Source organism: Novosphingobium sp. BF6 (assembly GCF_058273105.1).
The window spans coordinates 2655521-2671486 of sequence record NZ_CM177775.1 but is presented as its reverse complement, the minus strand read 5'-3'; the positions used below and the strand labels follow the sequence as shown (position 1 = coordinate 2671486).

The window sequence follows — 15966 nt, the reverse complement described above, 5'->3', positions numbered from 1 at the left end:
GCTCTGGCCGCGGGGCTTTTCGCCCGTTATGGCTAGGCATCGAAAGGCTGGTGAATTCATGACGTTCGCGCGCAAGATCTGGAACCTGCTGGTGGGCGTGAAAGACGCCCTGGCCCTGATTTTCCTGCTGTTGTTCTTTGCGCTGCTCTATGCCGCGCTGTCCTCGCGGCCCGCGCCGGGCAAGATCGTGGACGGCGCGTTGCTGCTCGATCTCGACGGCAGCATCGTCGAGGAGAAGAGCAAAGTCGATCCGCTCAAGCTGCTGATGAGCGCGGAATCGCCGGCCGGCGAGTATCAGGCGCGTGACATCGAGCGGGCGCTGCGGCTGGCGGCGACGGATGCGCGGATCAAGGTCGTCGTGCTTGACATGTCGCGCTTCCTCGGCGGCGGCATGGTCCACATCGAGGAGATCGGCAAGGCGCTCGACGCGGTGCGCAAGGCGGGCAAGCCGGTGCTGACTTTCGCCAATGCCTATGCCGACGACGGCGTGCAGCTCGCCGCCCATGCCAGCGAGGTCTGGGTCGATCCGATGGGCGGCGCTTTCGTAGCCGGGCCGGGCGGCAACCAGGTCTATTTCAAGGGCCTGCTCGACCGTTTCAAGGTCAATGCCCACGTCTACCGCGCGGGCACCTACAAGAGTTTCGTCGAGCCCTATCTGCGAAACGACATGTCCCCCGCCGCGCGCGAGGCCTATGAGGACATCTACGGCGCGCTGTGGAGCGGCTACAAGGCCGATATCGCCCGGGCGCGGCCCAAGGCCGGGCTCGACCGGATGACCGGCGATCCCGTCGCCTGGTCGAAGGCTGCGGGCGGCGACTTTGCCGAAGGCGCCAAGGCCGCCGGTCTCGTCGACCGCATCGGCGACCGCACCGAATTCCAGAACCGCGTTGCCGGGATCGCGGGCAAGAACGAGGCGGCCAAAGGCACCAGCGACCTGCCGTACAAGGCCAATCGCCTCGCCGCATGGCTTGCCGCCAATCCGGAGAAGGCCGAGGGCGCGAAGATCGGCGTCGTCACCGTGGCGGGCGAGATCGTCGACGGCGATGCCGGGCCGGGCAAGGCGGGCGGCGACCGCATCGCCGAACTGCTGGACGAGAATATCGACCAGGGCTTCAAGGCGCTGGTCGTGCGGGTCGATTCGCCGGGCGGCTCGGCCATGGCGGCGGAGCGTATCCGCCGGGCCATCGTGCGCTACAAGGAGCGCAAGATCCCGATCGTGGTCTCGATGGGCAATGTCGCGGCGAGCGGTGGCTACTGGGTCTCGACGCCGGGCCAGCAGGTCTTCGCGCAGCCCGAGACGATCACCGGCTCGATCGGCGTCTTCGCGGTAATCCCAAGCTTCGAGAAGGCCCTGGGCGACTACGGCGTCACCAGCGACGGCGTAAAGACGACGGCGCTTTCCGGCCAACCCGACATTCTCGGCGGCTTTACGCCGGAAGTGGAGGGCATGCTCCAGGCCTCGATCGAGAACACCTATCGCAAGTTCGTCGGCCTCTCCGCCGCCGCGCGGAAAATGACGCCGGAGAAGCTCGATTCGATCGCGCAGGGCCGGGTTTGGCCGGGACAGGAAGCGCAGCGAATCGGGCTGGTGGACAAGATCGGCGACCTCGATGCGGCGCTGGCCGAAGCGGCCCGCCTCGGCGGCGTCGGCAACGGCAAGTGGCAGGCGGTCTATCTGAAGGAGGACCAGGATTCGTTCTCGAAGTTCCTTGGCGGGCTGACCTCGGATTCGGCGAGCGAATCCGCCCGTAAATCCGCTGCTGCCTTCGATTTCTCCAGCTTCGTGGCGGTGCGCCGCCAGCAGCAGTTCGCACGACTGGCCGAACAGGCCGGGGCGATGTTCACGACGCGCGGGGCACAGGTCTATTGCCTCGAATGCCCGGTCGTGCCGGGGCGTGCAAAAGCCGTGAACGCGCGCGAGCTTTCGATGCTGGAAAGCCTCGCGCGCTTCTTCGGCAGGGACTAGCCCTGCCGAAACTCAGTCCGCCTGAACTCAATCCGGGGGCGGCATTTCGACCGGTCCGGTCTCGGGCTGGTCGAAGTCCGGGCCGGTCTCGGGCATTTCCGTCGGTGCGGTGGGCTGGTCGGGATCGGTGGGAAGGGTCGGGGTCTCGGGCGGGGTGTCGCCCGGATTGTCGGCAGGCTGGGTGGCCATGATCGCCTCTCTCGTGTTTGCGGTGGGGGTCTGGGTATAAACCCGAAAGCACAGGACAAGTTGCCGGGAGAGGAAACAGGAAGTGCCCGCGACTTGCACACGCGCGACTCGCGGCGCTTGCCCTTTTCCGCGTGTCCTTATAAGGGCACGTCCCTTGAGTTTCAGGCTTCGATCTTTGCGGGCGTGGCGGAATGGTAGACGCGCTGGTTTTAGGTACCAGTATCGAAAGATGTGGGGGTTCGAGTCCCTTCGCCCGCACCATTACGCCGCCCTGGGGGAGATGAGGTCGCGAGAATTGGCCCCCTAAGGCCCGTTGAATTGCACAGGAAGGCATTTGAAATGCAGATCGTCGAAACCACCAACGAAGGCCTGAAGCGCGCCTACACGGTGACCATCCCCGCCACGACCATCACCGCCCGCGTCGAGGGCGAGATCAAGAAGATCGCCCCGCAGGTGAAGATGCCCGGCTTCCGCGCCGGCAAGGTTCCGGCCAACCTCGTCAAGAAGATGCACGGCGAAGCGATCCACCAGGACGCGCTGAACGCCACGATCCGCGAAGCCATGGACAAGCTGGTCGCCGACCACGCCCTGCGCCCGGCGATGAACCCCGACGTCGCCCTCGGCGAAGGTTACGAGCAGGGCAAGGACGCCGAGCTGACCGTCAGCCTCGAAGTGCTGCCGACGATCGCCGCGCCCTCGCTTGACGGCCTCAAGCTCGAAAAGCTGGTCGTGCCCGTGGCCGAAGACGCCGTGACCGAAGCCGTGGAGCGCATCGCTTCGCAGCAGCAGCGTTTCGAGACCAAGGACGGTGCGGCCGCCGATGGCGACCAGGTCATCATCGACTTCACCGGCAAGCTCGACGGCGTCGAGTTCGACGGCGGCAAGGCCGAGAAGGCCCCGCTGGTGATCGGTTCGAACCGCTTCATCCCCGGTTTCGAAGAGCAGCTCGTCGGCATCAAGGCCGGTGACGAGCGCGTCATCACCGTGACCTTCCCCGAAGACTACCAGGCCGCGAACCTCGCCGGCAAGGAAACCACCTTCGACATCGTCGCCCACGAAGTGAAGGCCCCTGCCGAATCGCAGATCGACGACGATTTCGCCAAGGAACTGGGTCTCGAGAGCCTCGAACAGCTTCAGGGCCTACTCAAGGGCCAGCTCGAGCAGGAAACTGCCGGTCTGACCCGCACCGCCATGAAGCGCCAGCTGCTCGACCAGCTTGCCGCCGGCCATGACTTCGACGTTCCGCCGACCATGGTGGAAGCCGAATTCGCGCAGATCTGGCAGCAGCTGACCCACGAAGCCAGCCACGAGGAAGACCCGGCCGCCGCTCTCGCCGAGATCGAAGCCGAGAAGGACGACTACCGCAAGATCGCCGAGCGCCGCGTGCGTCTGGGCCTGCTCCTGTCGGAAATCGGCCAGTCGAACGGCGTCGAAGTCACCGCGCAGGAAATGCAGATGCTGGTCTCGCAGGCCGCTCAGCAGTACCGTCCGGAAGACCGCCAGCGCTTCTTCGAATATGTCCAGCAGGACCCGATGATGGCTGCCCAGCTGCGCGCGCCGCTCTACGAAGACAAGGTCGTCGATTTCCTGATCGAGAAGGCCGAAGTCACCGAGCGTGAAGTGACCCGCGACGAGCTGCAGGCCGCCATCGAAGCCGACACCGACGGCGAGAAGGTCGAAGCCAAGAAGCCTGCGAAGAAGGCTCCGGCGAAGAAGGCTGCCGCCAAGAAGGACGAAGCGGAAGCTCCTGCCGAAGAAGCTGCCGCCGAGGAAAAGCCGAAGAAGGCTCCGGCGAAGAAGGCTGCTGCCAAGAAGGACGAAGCCGCTGCGGAAGGCGAGGCGGAAGCCAAGCCCGCCAAGAAGGCTCCGGCCAAGAAGGCTGCCGCCAAGAAGGACTGACCTCCTTCGGATGACGGCCTCCTTCGGGTGACCGATCGTCACGAAGCGGCCCGGTGCAGATGCGCCGGGCCGTTTTCGTATCGACGATGGAATGAGGTTTTCCACGTCCATCCGCGTTAGATCGTTAAAGCCCTTGAACATCGGCCACGGGCACGCGACATAGGCGGTCCAAACCAGAAGAGGACTCCCATGCTCGACCTGTTTGGCGCTTCGGGCGCCCAAGGAAAGTTCACTACCGATCCCGTGACCGGCGCGCTGGTGCCGATGGTCGTCGAGCAGACCAGCCGCGGTGAGCGCAGCTTCGACATCTACTCGCGCCTCCTGCGCGAGCGCATCGTCTTCATCACCGGCCAGGTCGAGGACCACATGGCCTCGCTGATCGTCGCGCAGCTCCTGTTCCTCGAGTCGGAAAACCCCTCGAAGGACATCTCGATGTACATCAACTCGCCGGGCGGCGTGGTGACGGCCGGCATGGCCATCCACGACACCATGCAGTACATCAAGCCGCGCGTCTCGACCGTGTGCATCGGCCAGGCCGCCTCGATGGGCAGCTTCCTGCTCGCCGCCGGTGAGCCGGGCATGCGCATCGCCCTGCCGAACGCCCGCATCATGGTCCACCAGCCCTCGGGCGGCGCCCAGGGCATGGCTTCGGACATCGAGATCCAGGCGCGCGAGATCCTGCGGATGCGCAAGCGTCTCAACGATCTCTACGTGAAGTACACCGGCAAGTCGCTCGACGAGATCGAGAAGGCGATGGACCGCGACACCTTCCTCGAAGCCGAGGAAGCGCTGGCGTTCGGCCTCGTCGACAAGGTCTTCGAGACCCGCCCCGACGGGGACAAGCCCACCGAAGCCTGAGCACGACCGCAAGGCCGGAATTTTACGGAGTTCCGGCCTCAATCCTTGCAGGGGTTATGACCTTTGCAACGGTTATGGGGATACCCATATCGGTCTCAGGATTGCAAAACCGGCCTCCTCCAAGGTAGACTTGATGAGTCGCCCGGAAATGGCCTAAAGACGGAAAATGACGAAATTGAGCGGATCTGACGCGAAAAGCACCCTCTACTGCAGCTTCTGCGGCAAGTCGCAGCACGAAGTGCGCAAGCTGATCGCGGGACCCACGGTCTTCATCTGCGACGAATGCGTCGAGCTTTGCAACGACATCATTCGCGAAGAGACCAAGGCCGGGATTGCGGGCAAGAAGGACGGCGGCGTGCCGTCTCCCCGCGAAATCTGCGAGACGCTTAACGACTACGTGATCGGGCAGGAACGCGCCAAGCGCGTGCTGTCGGTGGCTGTCCACAACCACTACAAGCGGCTGAAGCACAGCGGCAAGCAGGGCGACGTGGAACTGTCCAAGTCGAACATCCTGCTTGTCGGTCCCACGGGTTCGGGCAAGACGCTGCTCGCGCAGACGCTCGCCAAGACCTTCGACGTGCCCTTCACCATGGCCGACGCCACCACGCTGACCGAAGCCGGTTACGTGGGCGAGGACGTGGAGAACATCATCCTCAAGCTGCTCCAGGCTTCCGACTACAACGTCGAGAAGGCGCAGCACGGCATCGTCTACATCGACGAGATCGACAAGATCAGCCGCAAGGCCGAGAATCCGTCGATCACGCGCGACGTTTCGGGCGAGGGCGTGCAGCAGGCGCTGCTGAAGCTGATGGAAGGCACCACGGCCTCGGTTCCGCCGCAGGGCGGCCGCAAGCACCCGCAGCAGGAATTCCTGCAGGTGGACACGACCAACATCCTGTTCATCTGCGGCGGCGCCTTCGCGGGCCTTGAGAAGATCATCGCCGACCGCCTCCAGAAGCGCTCGATCGGCTTCGGCGCGCATGTCGCCGATCCGGACAAGCGCCGCGTGGGCGAACTGCTCCAGAAGGCGGAGCCGGAAGATCTGCTCAAGTTCGGCCTGATCCCCGAATTCGTCGGCCGTCTGCCGGTGATCGCGACCCTCAACGACCTCGACATCGAGGCGCTGGTCAAGATCCTGCGAGAACCGAAGAACGCGCTGATCAAGCAGTACGCGAAGCTGTTCGACCTCGAAGACGTCGAACTGACCTTCACGGACGAGGCGCTTGAGGCGATCGCCCAGAAGGCCATCGACCGCAAGACCGGCGCGCGCGGCCTGCGCTCGATCGTGGAAGGCCTGCTGCTCGACACCATGTTCGACCTGCCGACCGAAGGCGATATCGCCGAAGTCGTGGTCGACAAGGAAGTGGTCGAAGGCCGCAAGGAACCCGTCCGCGTCCTCAAGGGCGACAAGGCGGAAGCTGCCGCCTGAGGCATCTGAATTCCGGCTTTTCGGGGTCGGATCATGAAAAGGCCCGTCCGGTTCGTCCGGGCGGGCCTTTTTCTTTTGCGTGAATTTCGTATTGCCCGCCCAACCTTCGTCATTGCGCGCGCAGCGAAGGAAGCCAGCAGCTCCGAATTGCCGACCTAGACGACGGTCTCGCTTTCCAGCGCACAGGGGGACTCGGCGTCGGTTTCGATCTGGACGGTGGGATGGCCGATGCCGAAACGATGCTCCAGATCGTGGGCCAGTTTGTGCAGGAAGCCGTCGCCGCGATCGGCGCCGAGCATGACGAGGTGCACGGTCAGCGCCGTCTCGGTCGTGCTCATCGGCCAGACGTGCAGGTCGTGGACGCGGGTGACGCCGGGCTGGCTTTCGAGGAAAGCGCGCACGGCGGCGATGTCGATGCTCTCCGGCACGGCCATCATCCCCATCGTCAGCGACTCGCGCAGCAGACCCCAGCTCGACCAGGCGATGACGGCAGTGATGACCAGCGAGGCGATCGGGTCGACGATCTGCCAGCCGGTGAACAGAATGACGATACCGGCGATCACTACGCCCGCCGACACCGCCGCATCGGCCATCAGGTGGACGAAGGCGGCGCGCAAGTTGAGGTCGGACTTGCTGCCCTTGGCGAAGAGCAGGGCCGACAAGGCGTTCACCGCGATGCCGAGCGCGGCGACGGCGATCATCGTCGTACCCATGACTGGCGCAGGCTCCGCGAACCGGCGGACCGTCTCGACCAGAATCGCGCCGATGGCGACCCAGAGCAGCGCGGCATTGGCGATCGCTGCGAGAATGGAGGAACTCTTGAGGCCGTAAGTGAAGCGCTCCGAGGGTGGCCGTGCGGCGAGCACGCTGGCGGCCCAGGCGAGCAGCAGCGAAAGGACGTCGGAGAGATTGTGTCCCGCGTCGGCGAGCAGCGCCATCGAGCCGCTGAAGAACCCGGCGGCAGCCTCCGCAATGACAAAGACGACATTCAGTCCTACCGCAATTGCGAAGGCCTTGCCGACGTCTCCGGAAGGAGGTGGACCATGGTGATGATGGCCATGGGAGTGGCCATGCCCATGCCCGTGCGAATGACCCTTGCCATGTCCGCGATCGGAGTGGTCTTGATGATGCTGGTGTGCGACGCCCATGGCAAATTCATCGCATGCGCCGGACCTTAACAGCAAGCGATGACGTAACATCACATCCTTCTCGCGCCTCGCGGGCTGCGACCCGGAAGTCGCGGTGCGTGACATTTATGCCTCACCCAATATTGTCATATTGGCGCTTAAACGGCAGAAATTTCAGGAAAAATACCTGTTGATCGTGGCGGGCGGAAATTTGAGTCAGAAAATTGCGCGAAGAAGATCGAAAATGAATCCCGTGTGTCAGAGGATTGTCATATTGCGCTGCTCTTAGCAGCCGCAGCAAACCTGCGGCGGGGCAACCTATTTCCGCATTCGGTTCCAACCACTCTGAAGGTTTCCAGGGGGCTAAGATGAAGTTTCAGACCATTCTCTCCACCGCGACCAGCTCGCTCGCCGTCGGCGCCGCGTTCCTGGCCGTCCCGGCATTCGCGCAGTCGACCGGCTCGGCAGACTTCGATGGTGACACCATCGTGGTCACGGGTGGCCGCATCGGCGAAGGCATCGTTGGCATCCGTACTCCTGATTCGCCCAAGGCGAAGGTAGAGATCGGCAAAGATTTCATCGCCTCGCAGCGTGCCGGCCAGACGGTCAACGAAATGATCAACCTGGTGCCCGGTGTAAGCTTCACGAACAACGACCCCTGGGGATCGAGCGGCGGCTCGTTCACCATTCGCGGCTTCGATTCCAGCCGCATCTCGCAGACGTTCGACGGCATTCCGCTGAACGACTCGGGCAACTACGCAGTCTATTCGAACCAGCAAGTCGACGCCGAAATCATCGAGCGCGTAAACGTCAACCTCGGCTCGACCGACGTGGACAGCCCCACTGCCTCGGCGGTTGGCGGCACCGTCAACATCAATACCAAGGTGCCTGACGAACAGTTCGGTATCATGACCAGCACGTCTTATGGCGATATCGCCGCGAAAGGTGCGGGTGGTGTCGATCGTTCCTACCAGCGCTTCTTTGCGAAGGTGGAGACCGGTGAGCTGAACTCCAGTGGCACGCGCGCCTTCTTCACCGGTTCGTATCTGCGCAACGGGCCCTCCTTCGCCAACTACGGCAAGGTCGAGAAGAAGCAGTTCAACACCAAGATTTATCAGCCGCTGGGCGACAACGGCGATTTCATCGCACTTTCGGGTCACTACAACGAGAACCGGAACAACTTCGGTGGTTCGCCGCTGCGGCCCAATGCCATCACCGGCGACAAGTCCAGCCGTTTTTATGATATCACCGGCGGCTATCCTTGCACCTTGGCGGCCGCGCGTCCCGGCCTCGCAGACACTCCCAACAGCTGCGGCACGTCGTTCGAGCGCCGTTACAATCCGTCGAACACCGGCAACGTTCGTCTGGCTTCGCTTTTCCACCTGACCGAAAAGCTGAGCCTGTCGGTCGACGCTGCGTATCAGTACACCAAGGCTAACGGCGGTGGCACCACCTCTGCCTATGAAAGCGCCTATACCCAGCTTGTTGGCGGTCAGCCGGTATTCACCGGCACCGGTAACTATGGCGGTCAGTTCTACTTCGGCCGTGACTTGAATGGCGACGGCGATATCCTTGATCGCGTTACCCTGCTGCAGCCGAGCCAGACCAAGACCAACCGTTACGTGGCGATCGCAAACCTCGCCTACGAAATCAACGATACGAACCGTATCCGCCTGTCGTATTCGTTCGACCGCGCGCATCACCGCCAGACCGGCGCTGCCGGCTTCCTGAAGCCGAGCGGCGAGCCGTTCGACGTTTTCCCGGTGAACGATCCGGTGACCGACGCTGCCGGCAACGTCCTGCAGAAGCGCGATCGTGACTCTTATGCTACGCTCAATAAGATCGCCGGTGAATATCGCGGTACTTTCCTGGAAGACAAGCTGACCGTCGTGCTCGGCGTTGCCGCGCCGTTCTTCAGCCGAGACCTGACGCAGAACTGCTTCACCACCAACAGCGGTGGTGCTTCAGGCGCCTTCGTGAATTGCGTCCCCGCCGACCAGATGGCTGCTTACATCGCAGCCAACCCTTATTCGTACAATCCGACGACGGGCAAGGCGACGGGTGCGGCTGTGCCGCAGTCGCGCAAGCTGCACTACGACAAGATTCTTCCGAACGTTGGCGCTACGTTCAAGATCGCGCCGGAAGTCAGCATCGCGGGTAGCTACTCGAAGAACCTGTCGGTGCCGAGCACCGATACGCTGTACAACTCATTCTACTTCCCTGCGAACGATCCTTCGTCATACCGCACCCCGGAAACGTCGGACAGCTTCGACCTGAGCCTGCGCTATGCGTCGCGGATCGTTCAGGCGTCGCTGACTGGCTGGTATTCTTCGTACAACAACCGTCTCGTCACGGCATATGACATCGACGGCAACGCGACTGACACCAATCTGGGCAAGGTGAAGAAGTACGGCGTGGACGCCAGCCTGTCGGTTCAGCCGGTTCAGCCGCTGTCGCTCTATGTCTTCGGATCGTGGATCAAGTCGGAAATCGAGAACGACACGATCACCAACAGCTGTGCAGCCACTGGCGACATCTCCCGTGCCGGTCTGTGCTACACCACGAACGGCGTCAGCTACCTGCGTACCGCAGGCAAGCGTGAGCGTGGTTCGCCTGAGTGGCTGTTCGGCGGTCGTGCCCAGGTCGATCTGGGCGACTTCCAGTTCGGTGCGCAGGCCAAGTATACCGGCTCGCGCTTCCTGAACGACCTCAATGGCGAAATCCAGTCGGTGAACGTCAACGGTACGCCGACCACGATCTACCCGGGTGCAAAGTTCAAGAGCTACACCGTTGTGGACCTCAACGTCCGCTACAAGCTCGAGAGCTTGGGCTTGGCTAACAGCGAAGTTCAGCTGAATGTCAGCAACCTGTTCGACAAGTTCTACGTCGGTTCGTTCTCGGGCGGTCTCGACACGCTGGCGAACAATTCCAGCACGTTCGTGAACTTCGGAGCACCGCGCGCCATCAGCGCCACTCTCATCATGGGCTTCTAAGCCCAACCGATAGTTGGAAATCGGAAGGGGAGGGAACGCGAGTTCCCTCCCTTTTTTCGTATCTGCTATGCACTTCTGCGAAACTCTCGATTCAAAACGGTGAGGGGAGCGGTAATGGCTGAGCCAGGACCATCGCAGCGCATCGATGCCCGGATCGCCGAACTTGGCGACTGGCGAGGGGAAATGCTGGCGCGGCTGCGCGAGGTGATCCTCGCTGCCGATGCGGAGATTACCGAGGACTGGAAGTGGCGCGGGGTGCCGGTCTGGTATCGCGGGGGCATGATCTGCACCGGCGAGACCTACAAGGCGGCGGTCAAGATGACTTTCGCCAAGGGCGCGGCGCTGGACGATCCTTCCGGGCTGTTCAACGCCAGTCTCGACGGCAACCAGCGCCGCGCCATCGATTTTCATGAGGGGGACGCCATCAACGAACCCGCTTTGACGGCACTGATCAGAGCGGCGATCGCGCTCAATCTCTCCGGTAGGCCTGTGCGCGGTTAGGCGCGGGTTTCGTCAGTCGTAAACGCAGGAATCGAGACCCTGGGTCTTCACGGTGCCGATTCGGGCGGCGATCGTATTGCCGTAGCGGCGGGTGAAGCCGGAGGGGCTCTTCACGCTGCGGGTCTTGGGGCTGGGCAGGGCGGCGGCCATGCGGCCTGCCTCGATCGTCGTCAGGTTCGAGGCCGACTGACCCCAGTAGCGCTGGGCGCCTGCTTCCACGCCGTACGTGCCGATGCCGGTCTCCGCGACGTTGAGGTAGATCTCCATGATCCGCCGCTTGTCCCACAGGTTCTCGATCAGGAAGGTAAACCAGACTTCCAGGCCTTTGCGCAGATAGCGCGTCCAGCCGTCGCCCTGCCAGAGGAAGACGTTCTTGGCGGTCTGCTGGCTGATCGTCGAGCCGCCGCGCAGGCGGCCGCCCGCGGCATTGCGCTCGAAGGCCTTCTCGATCGCGGTAGTGTCGAAGCCGTTGTGGGTGCAGAACTTGCCGTCCTCGGCGGCGATGGCGGCGGCGACCATGTTGCGGTCGATCCGGCTCAGCGGCTGCCAGTCCTTGGTGATGCCGTTGCCGTCCACCAGCATCGTCACCGTCACCGGCGGCGGTACGAAGCGGTAGAGCACGGTCAGCCCCACGCTGATCGCGACGAACCAGAAGACGGTCTTGGCAAGGATGCGCAGCAAAGAGGTAAGCCCCGTATACGGCGTGCGGGGATGCCCACCGTCCGGTGCCCTGACTAGCGATATCGAACGCAGCGGAAAAGATGCCTGCGCCTGCGCTTTCCACGGCGCGGCGCAAAAATCAGTCGCGGCTGTCGAAATCGGCGCGGGCGGCGGCGACGGTTTCGAGATGGGCTTCGGCCCAGAGCCAGACGCTGCAGAAAGCTTCGCCCAGACTGTGCCCCAGCGGGGTGAGGCGGTAGTCGACATGGGGCGGGATCACCGGATGGACGGTGCGGTGGACGAAGCCGTCGCGCTCCATCTGGCGCAAGGTCTGCGTGAGCATCTTCTGGCTGATCCCCGGTACGGCGCGGGCAAGGGCGCTGAAACGGCTCTCGCCGTGCTCCTCGAGGGCCTCCAGCACCAGCAGCGTCCACTTGTCGGCGACGCGGCCGATCAGTTCGTTGACGAGAGCATCGACGCCGGGCACGTTCGAGTAGCGGGTGATCGCCGGATTTTCCATTTCTTACTCTCAGGTAACTACAGCACTTTGGGGTGCCTACTTTCCAAAAGAGAGTATCGGTTTACATCCGTTCTCGCAATCTCTTCTCACAGGAGCGAGTTCCATGAAGACCAGCGGCAACACCCTACTTCTCACCGGCGGCGGCACCGGCATCGGGCGCGAACTGGCCCAGCGCTGGCACGATGCCGGCAATGTCGTGATCGTCACCGGGCGCACGCTTGCCAGCCTGGAAGAAACCGCGAGAGGCCGCGAGAATATCCATGCCTTCGCGCTCGACGTGGCCGATCCGGCGGCCATCGCGGCTTTCGCGGTGGAGATCCTTGCGCGGTTCCCGGCGCTCAACGTGCTGGTCAACAATGCCGGGATCATGCCGCTGGAGGACGTTTCGATCCCGCGCGACCTCTCCCGCGCCGAGGCCTGCGTGGTCACGAATCTGCTCGGCCCGATCCGCATGACCGACGCGCTGATCGGCCACTTGCGCGAACAGGCCGATGCGGCGATCGTCAATGTCAGCTCCGGCCTCGCCTTCGTGCCGCTGGTGGGCGCGGCGGTCTATTCGGCGACCAAGGCGGCGATCCATTCGTGGAGCGATTCGCTTCGCTTTGCGCTCAAGGGCGTGGTCGAAGTGATCGAACTGGCGCCGCCTGCGGTGCAGACCGAACTGACGCCCGGCCAGTCGACTCGCGAGGGCTATATGCCCTTGGACGCCTTCATCGACGAAGTGATGGGCCTGTTTGCAGCTGTGCCCACGCCCGAGCTGATCGGCGTCGAGCGTCTCGGCTTCCTGCGCAATGCCGAGGCGGAAGGGCGTCATGCGCGGACTTTTGCGGCGTTGAACGCCGCCGCGCATTGAGCGGTTCTCCGCTGGTAAGGAACATTTGCGAATGCTATGAATTTCCATGTTGCAATGCAGCATGAGTGAGCACGCAAATGGCCCGCATGGAAAAGCCTCATAGCCTCGATCTCGCGCTTCAGGGCGGAGGCGCACATGGCGCCTTCACCTGGGGTGTGCTCGACGGACTGCTCCAGGAACCGCGCCTAGCGGTGGGCGCGGTCAGCGGGGCAAGCGCGGGGGCGATGAACGCGGCGGTGCTGGTTTCGGGCCTCGTCTGCGGCGGGGCGGAAGGCGCTCGGGAGCGGCTGCGCTCGTTCTGGAAGGAACTCAACCGCTCCGGCCGCGAGGCGGGGCCGCTGATCCCGATGATCGAGGCGTTTCCGGAGACGACGCGGGCGATGTCCTCGTGGTGGAACACGATGTTCGGCGATCTCGGTACGGCCCATGGTTCGCCGGAAATGGGGCGCGAATTGCAGGAAATCCTGCGCAAGATCATCGAGGAACACGTCGATTTCGCGGCCATCGCCAGCGCCGAAGCGCCGCCGCTGTTCATTTCCGCCACCAATGCGCAGAGCGGCACGGCGCGTATCTTCCACAAGCAGGACCTCACGACCGAGGCCTTGCTCGCTTCGGCCTGTCTGCCGCTCTATTTTCCGCCGGTGACGATCGACGGCAAGGACTATTGGGACGGCGGCTATAGCGCCAATCCGCCGCTCGTGCCGCTGGTGCTGGAAAGCGCGAACGACGATCTGCTGCTGATTACCGTCAATCCGCAAGTGCGCGACCAGACGCCGCGCAATGCTGCCGGGATCGTCGACCGGATTACCGAGATCGGCTTCAACCAGTCCATGCGCAAGGAATTGCAGGGGCTGTTCCTGCTGCAATCCTCGCTCGGGCGCACCCGCGCCAAGGATGGCCTGATCGCGCAAGTGGAGCGGCTGCGTTTTCACGAGATCCATGACGAGGAAACGCTTGCGGCCATGCCCGCTCAGAGCAAGCTGCTGCCGGTGCGACATCTGCTGCTGACCCTGCGCGATGCGGGCGAGGCGGCGGCCCGGCGCTGGTGCGAGACATCGATCGAGCGGCTGGGCAAGGAAAGTACTGTCGATCTGGCGAGCCGCTTCGGGCCGGGGTAGGCCGCGTTCCCGCGCCCGCGTCGAACCATAAGCTCCGTCATCCTGAACTTGTTTCAGAATCCATCGTGCCGAACAGGCCGCCGCTGATGGTCAGAAATGGATCCTGAAACAAGTTCAGGATGACGAAGTGGGAGGACGCGGGGGTTGCTTGCGCGTCCTCCCCAATTTTAACCGTATCCTCAGAGAATACCCGGCAAATCCAGCCCTTTCTCCCGCGCGCAATCCAGCGCGATGTCGTACCCGGCATCGGCGTGGCGCATCACCCCCGTCGCCGGATCGTTCCACAGCACCCTCTCCAGACGCTTGGCCGCCGCTTCGGTGCCGTCGGCGACGATCACCATGCCCGAATGCTGCGAATAGCCCATGCCGACGCCGCCGCCGTGGTGCAGCGAAACCCAGGTTGCGCCGCTGGCGGTGTTCAGCAGGGCGTTGAGCAGCGGCCAGTCCGAAACCGCGTCCGAACCGTCACGCATGGCCTCGGTCTCGCGGTTGGGCGAGGCGACCGAGCCGCTGTCGAGGTGATCGCGGCCGATGACGACCGGGGCCTTGAGTTCGCCGTTCGCCACCATCTCGTTGAAGGCGAGGCCGAGCCGGTGGCGGTCACCCAGACCGACCCAGCAGATGCGCGCGGGCAGGCCCTGGAACTGGATCTTCTCGCGCGCCATGTCGAGCCAGTTGTGCAGGTGCGCGTGGTCGGGCAGCAGTTCCTTCACTTTGGCGTCGGTCTTGTAGATGTCCTCGGGATCGCCGGAGAGCGCGGCCCAGCGGAACGGCCCCACGCCGCGGCAGAACAGCGGGCGGATATAGGCGGGCACGAAGCCGGGGAAGTCGAAGGCGTTCTCGACGCCTTCGTTCTTGGCCATCTGGCGGATATTGTTGCCGTAGTCGGTGGTGGGCACGCCCGCCGCCTGGAAGTCCAGCATGGCCTGCACGTGGACCGCCATGGAGGCCTTGGCCGCCTTGGCGACCGCTTCCGGTTCACGCTCGCGCCGCTCGATCCATTCGGCGACGGTCCAGCCGGCGGGGAGATAGCCGTTGACGGGATCGTGGGCGCTGGTCTGGTCGGTCAGCAGGTGGGGACGAATGCCGCGCGCGAACATCTCCGGCAACAGTTCGGCGGCGTTGCCGAGCAGGCCGACGGAGACCGGCTTTTTCTCGGCATTGGCCTTTTCGATGATCGCCATGGCTTCGTCGATGGTCTCGGCGGCGAGGTCGAGATAGCCGGTGCGCAGGCGCATTTCGATGCGGCTGGGCTGGCATTCGATGGCAAGGCACGAGGCGCCCGCCATCACGGCGGCCAGCGGCTGGGCGCCGCCCATGCCGCCAAGACCCGCCGTCAGCAGCCACTTGCCCGAAAGGTCGCCGCCGTAGTGCTGGCGGCCCATTTCGACGAACGTCTCGTACGTGCCCTGAACGATGCCCTGCGTGCCGATGTAGATCCACGAACCGGCGGTCATCTGGCCGTACATGGCAAGGCCGCGCTTATCGAGTTCGTTGAAGTGCTCCCAGTTTGCCCATTCCGGCACGAGGTTGGAATTGGCGATCAGCACGCGCGGTGCATCGGCATGGGTGCGGAATACGCCGACCGGCTTGCCGGACTGGACCAGCAGCGTCTCGTCCTCGTTCAGGCGGCGCAGGGTCTCGACGATCTTGTCGTAGCTTTCCCAGTTGCGCGCTGCGCGGCCGATGCCGCCGTAGACCACCAGTTCCGCAGGGTTCTCGGCCACGTCGGGGTGGAGGTTGTTCATCAGCATCCGCAGCGGCGCTTCGGTGAGCCACGATTTCGCGGAGAGTTCGGTGCCGGTCGCGGGCTTGATGACGCGGCTGTTGTCGAGGCGGGTCATGGGCGTGTT

13 protein-coding genes and 1 tRNA gene are annotated in these 15966 nt (G+C 63.7%); 9 read left to right on the top strand and 5 right to left on the bottom strand.

Annotated features, from left to right (window positions below):
- Positions 1–58: 58 nt before the first annotated feature.
- A complete protein-coding gene (gene sppA, locus AC4D6D_RS13095) occupies positions 59–1966 on the top strand; it encodes a signal peptide peptidase SppA (protein ID WP_491325647.1) in 1908 nt (635 codons plus the stop codon).
- A 27-nt stretch (positions 1967–1993) separates the two neighbouring features.
- Here the strand turns inward: sppA and AC4D6D_RS13090 are convergent, their stop codons facing one another.
- Positions 1994–2155 (bottom strand): hypothetical protein, encoded by a 162-nt coding sequence (locus tag AC4D6D_RS13090; protein ID WP_186829887.1) that lies wholly within the window; start codon positions 2153–2155, stop codon positions 1994–1996.
- Positions 2156–2332: 177 nt separating this feature from the next.
- Here AC4D6D_RS13090 and AC4D6D_RS13085 point away from each other — a divergent pair.
- The 4 genes from AC4D6D_RS13085 to clpX all read left to right on the top strand — a co-directional run bounded on the left by AC4D6D_RS13085 (position 2333) and on the right by clpX (position 6341).
- Positions 2333–2416: transfer RNA gene (locus AC4D6D_RS13085), tRNA-Leu, on the top strand.
- Between the two features lie 78 nt (positions 2417–2494).
- Positions 2495–4054: a trigger factor gene (gene tig, locus AC4D6D_RS13080; protein WP_491325646.1), complete on the top strand. Its 1560-nt coding sequence runs from the start codon at positions 2495–2497 to the stop codon at positions 4052–4054.
- A 189-nt stretch (positions 4055–4243) separates the two neighbouring features.
- A complete protein-coding gene (gene clpP / locus AC4D6D_RS13075) occupies positions 4244–4912 on the top strand; it encodes an ATP-dependent Clp endopeptidase proteolytic subunit ClpP (RefSeq protein ID WP_147215688.1) in 669 nt (222 codons plus the stop codon).
- Positions 4913–5078: 166 nt separating this feature from the next.
- Positions 5079–6341, top strand: coding sequence for an ATP-dependent Clp protease ATP-binding subunit ClpX (gene clpX, locus AC4D6D_RS13070; protein ID WP_147215686.1), 1263 nt, complete (start codon positions 5079–5081; stop codon positions 6339–6341).
- Between the two features lie 155 nt (positions 6342–6496).
- Here clpX and AC4D6D_RS13065 read toward each other — a convergent pair whose 3' ends face one another.
- Positions 6497–7489 (bottom strand): cation diffusion facilitator family transporter, encoded by a 993-nt coding sequence (locus AC4D6D_RS13065; RefSeq protein WP_491325645.1) that lies wholly within the window; start codon positions 7487–7489, stop codon positions 6497–6499.
- Between the two features lie 347 nt (positions 7490–7836).
- On the opposite strand from AC4D6D_RS13065, the gene AC4D6D_RS13060 reads away from it, so the two are divergent.
- Together AC4D6D_RS13060 and AC4D6D_RS13055 are read left to right on the top strand one after the other, a co-directional pair.
- A complete protein-coding gene (locus tag AC4D6D_RS13060; protein ID WP_147215682.1) occupies positions 7837–10461 on the top strand; it encodes a TonB-dependent receptor domain-containing protein in 2625 nt (874 codons plus the stop codon).
- 114 nt (positions 10462–10575) lie between these two features.
- Entirely contained in the window at positions 10576–10962 is a 387-nt protein-coding gene (locus tag AC4D6D_RS13055; RefSeq protein WP_491325644.1) for a DUF1801 domain-containing protein, read from the top strand.
- A gap of 12 nt (positions 10963–10974) precedes the next feature.
- Here the strand turns inward: AC4D6D_RS13055 and mtgA are convergent, their stop codons facing one another.
- Together mtgA and AC4D6D_RS13045 are read right to left on the bottom strand one after the other, a co-directional pair.
- Positions 10975–11640, bottom strand: a complete 666-nt coding sequence (gene mtgA / locus AC4D6D_RS13050) for a monofunctional biosynthetic peptidoglycan transglycosylase (RefSeq protein ID WP_491327248.1) — start codon at positions 11638–11640, stop codon at positions 10975–10977.
- 121 nt (positions 11641–11761) lie between these two features.
- Positions 11762–12142, bottom strand: coding sequence for a winged helix-turn-helix transcriptional regulator (locus AC4D6D_RS13045; protein WP_147215678.1), 381 nt, complete (start codon positions 12140–12142; stop codon positions 11762–11764).
- Positions 12143–12245: 103 nt separating this feature from the next.
- Here AC4D6D_RS13045 and AC4D6D_RS13040 point away from each other — a divergent pair, with 103 nt between their 5' ends.
- Positions 12246–12995, top strand: a complete 750-nt coding sequence (locus AC4D6D_RS13040) for an SDR family oxidoreductase (protein WP_491325643.1) — start codon at positions 12246–12248, stop codon at positions 12993–12995.
- A gap of 86 nt (positions 12996–13081) precedes the next feature.
- Complete coding sequence (locus AC4D6D_RS13035; protein ID WP_491325642.1) at positions 13082–14113, top strand: patatin-like phospholipase family protein; 1032 nt, start codon at positions 13082–13084, stop codon at positions 14111–14113.
- A gap of 179 nt (positions 14114–14292) precedes the next feature.
- Here AC4D6D_RS13035 and hutU read toward each other — a convergent pair whose 3' ends face one another.
- Positions 14293–15957, bottom strand: a complete 1665-nt coding sequence (gene hutU, locus AC4D6D_RS13030; RefSeq protein WP_491325641.1) for a urocanate hydratase — start codon at positions 15955–15957, stop codon at positions 14293–14295.
- Positions 15958–15966 lie beyond the last annotated feature (9 nt).

Bases quoted from the DNA above. Each gene is read 5' to 3' on its own strand.
- AC4D6D_RS13090 (WP_186829887.1), bottom strand. From the start codon at position 2,155: ATGGCCACCCAGCCTGCCGACAATCCGGGCGACACCCCGCCCGAGACC.
- clpX (WP_147215686.1), top strand. From the start codon at position 5,079: ATGACGAAATTGAGCGGATCTGACGCGAAAAGCACCCTCTACTGCAGC.
- AC4D6D_RS13055 (WP_491325644.1), top strand. From the start codon at position 10,576: ATGGCTGAGCCAGGACCATCGCAGCGCATCGATGCCCGGATCGCCGAA.
- tig (WP_491325646.1), top strand. From the start codon at position 2,495: ATGCAGATCGTCGAAACCACCAACGAAGGCCTGAAGCGCGCCTACACG.
- AC4D6D_RS13065 (WP_491325645.1), bottom strand. From the start codon at position 7,489: ATGGGCGTCGCACACCAGCATCATCAAGACCACTCCGATCGCGGACAT.
- sppA (WP_491325647.1), top strand. From the start codon at position 59: ATGACGTTCGCGCGCAAGATCTGGAACCTGCTGGTGGGCGTGAAAGAC.
- AC4D6D_RS13035 (WP_491325642.1), top strand. From the start codon at position 13,082: ATGGAAAAGCCTCATAGCCTCGATCTCGCGCTTCAGGGCGGAGGCGCA.
- AC4D6D_RS13045 (WP_147215678.1), bottom strand. From the start codon at position 12,142: ATGGAAAATCCGGCGATCACCCGCTACTCGAACGTGCCCGGCGTCGAT.
- AC4D6D_RS13060 (WP_147215682.1), top strand. From the start codon at position 7,837: ATGAAGTTTCAGACCATTCTCTCCACCGCGACCAGCTCGCTCGCCGTC.
- AC4D6D_RS13040 (WP_491325643.1), top strand. From the start codon at position 12,246: ATGAAGACCAGCGGCAACACCCTACTTCTCACCGGCGGCGGCACCGGC.
- hutU (WP_491325641.1), bottom strand. From the start codon at position 15,957: ATGACCCGCCTCGACAACAGCCGCGTCATCAAGCCCGCGACCGGCACC.
- clpP (WP_147215688.1), top strand. From the start codon at position 4,244: ATGCTCGACCTGTTTGGCGCTTCGGGCGCCCAAGGAAAGTTCACTACC.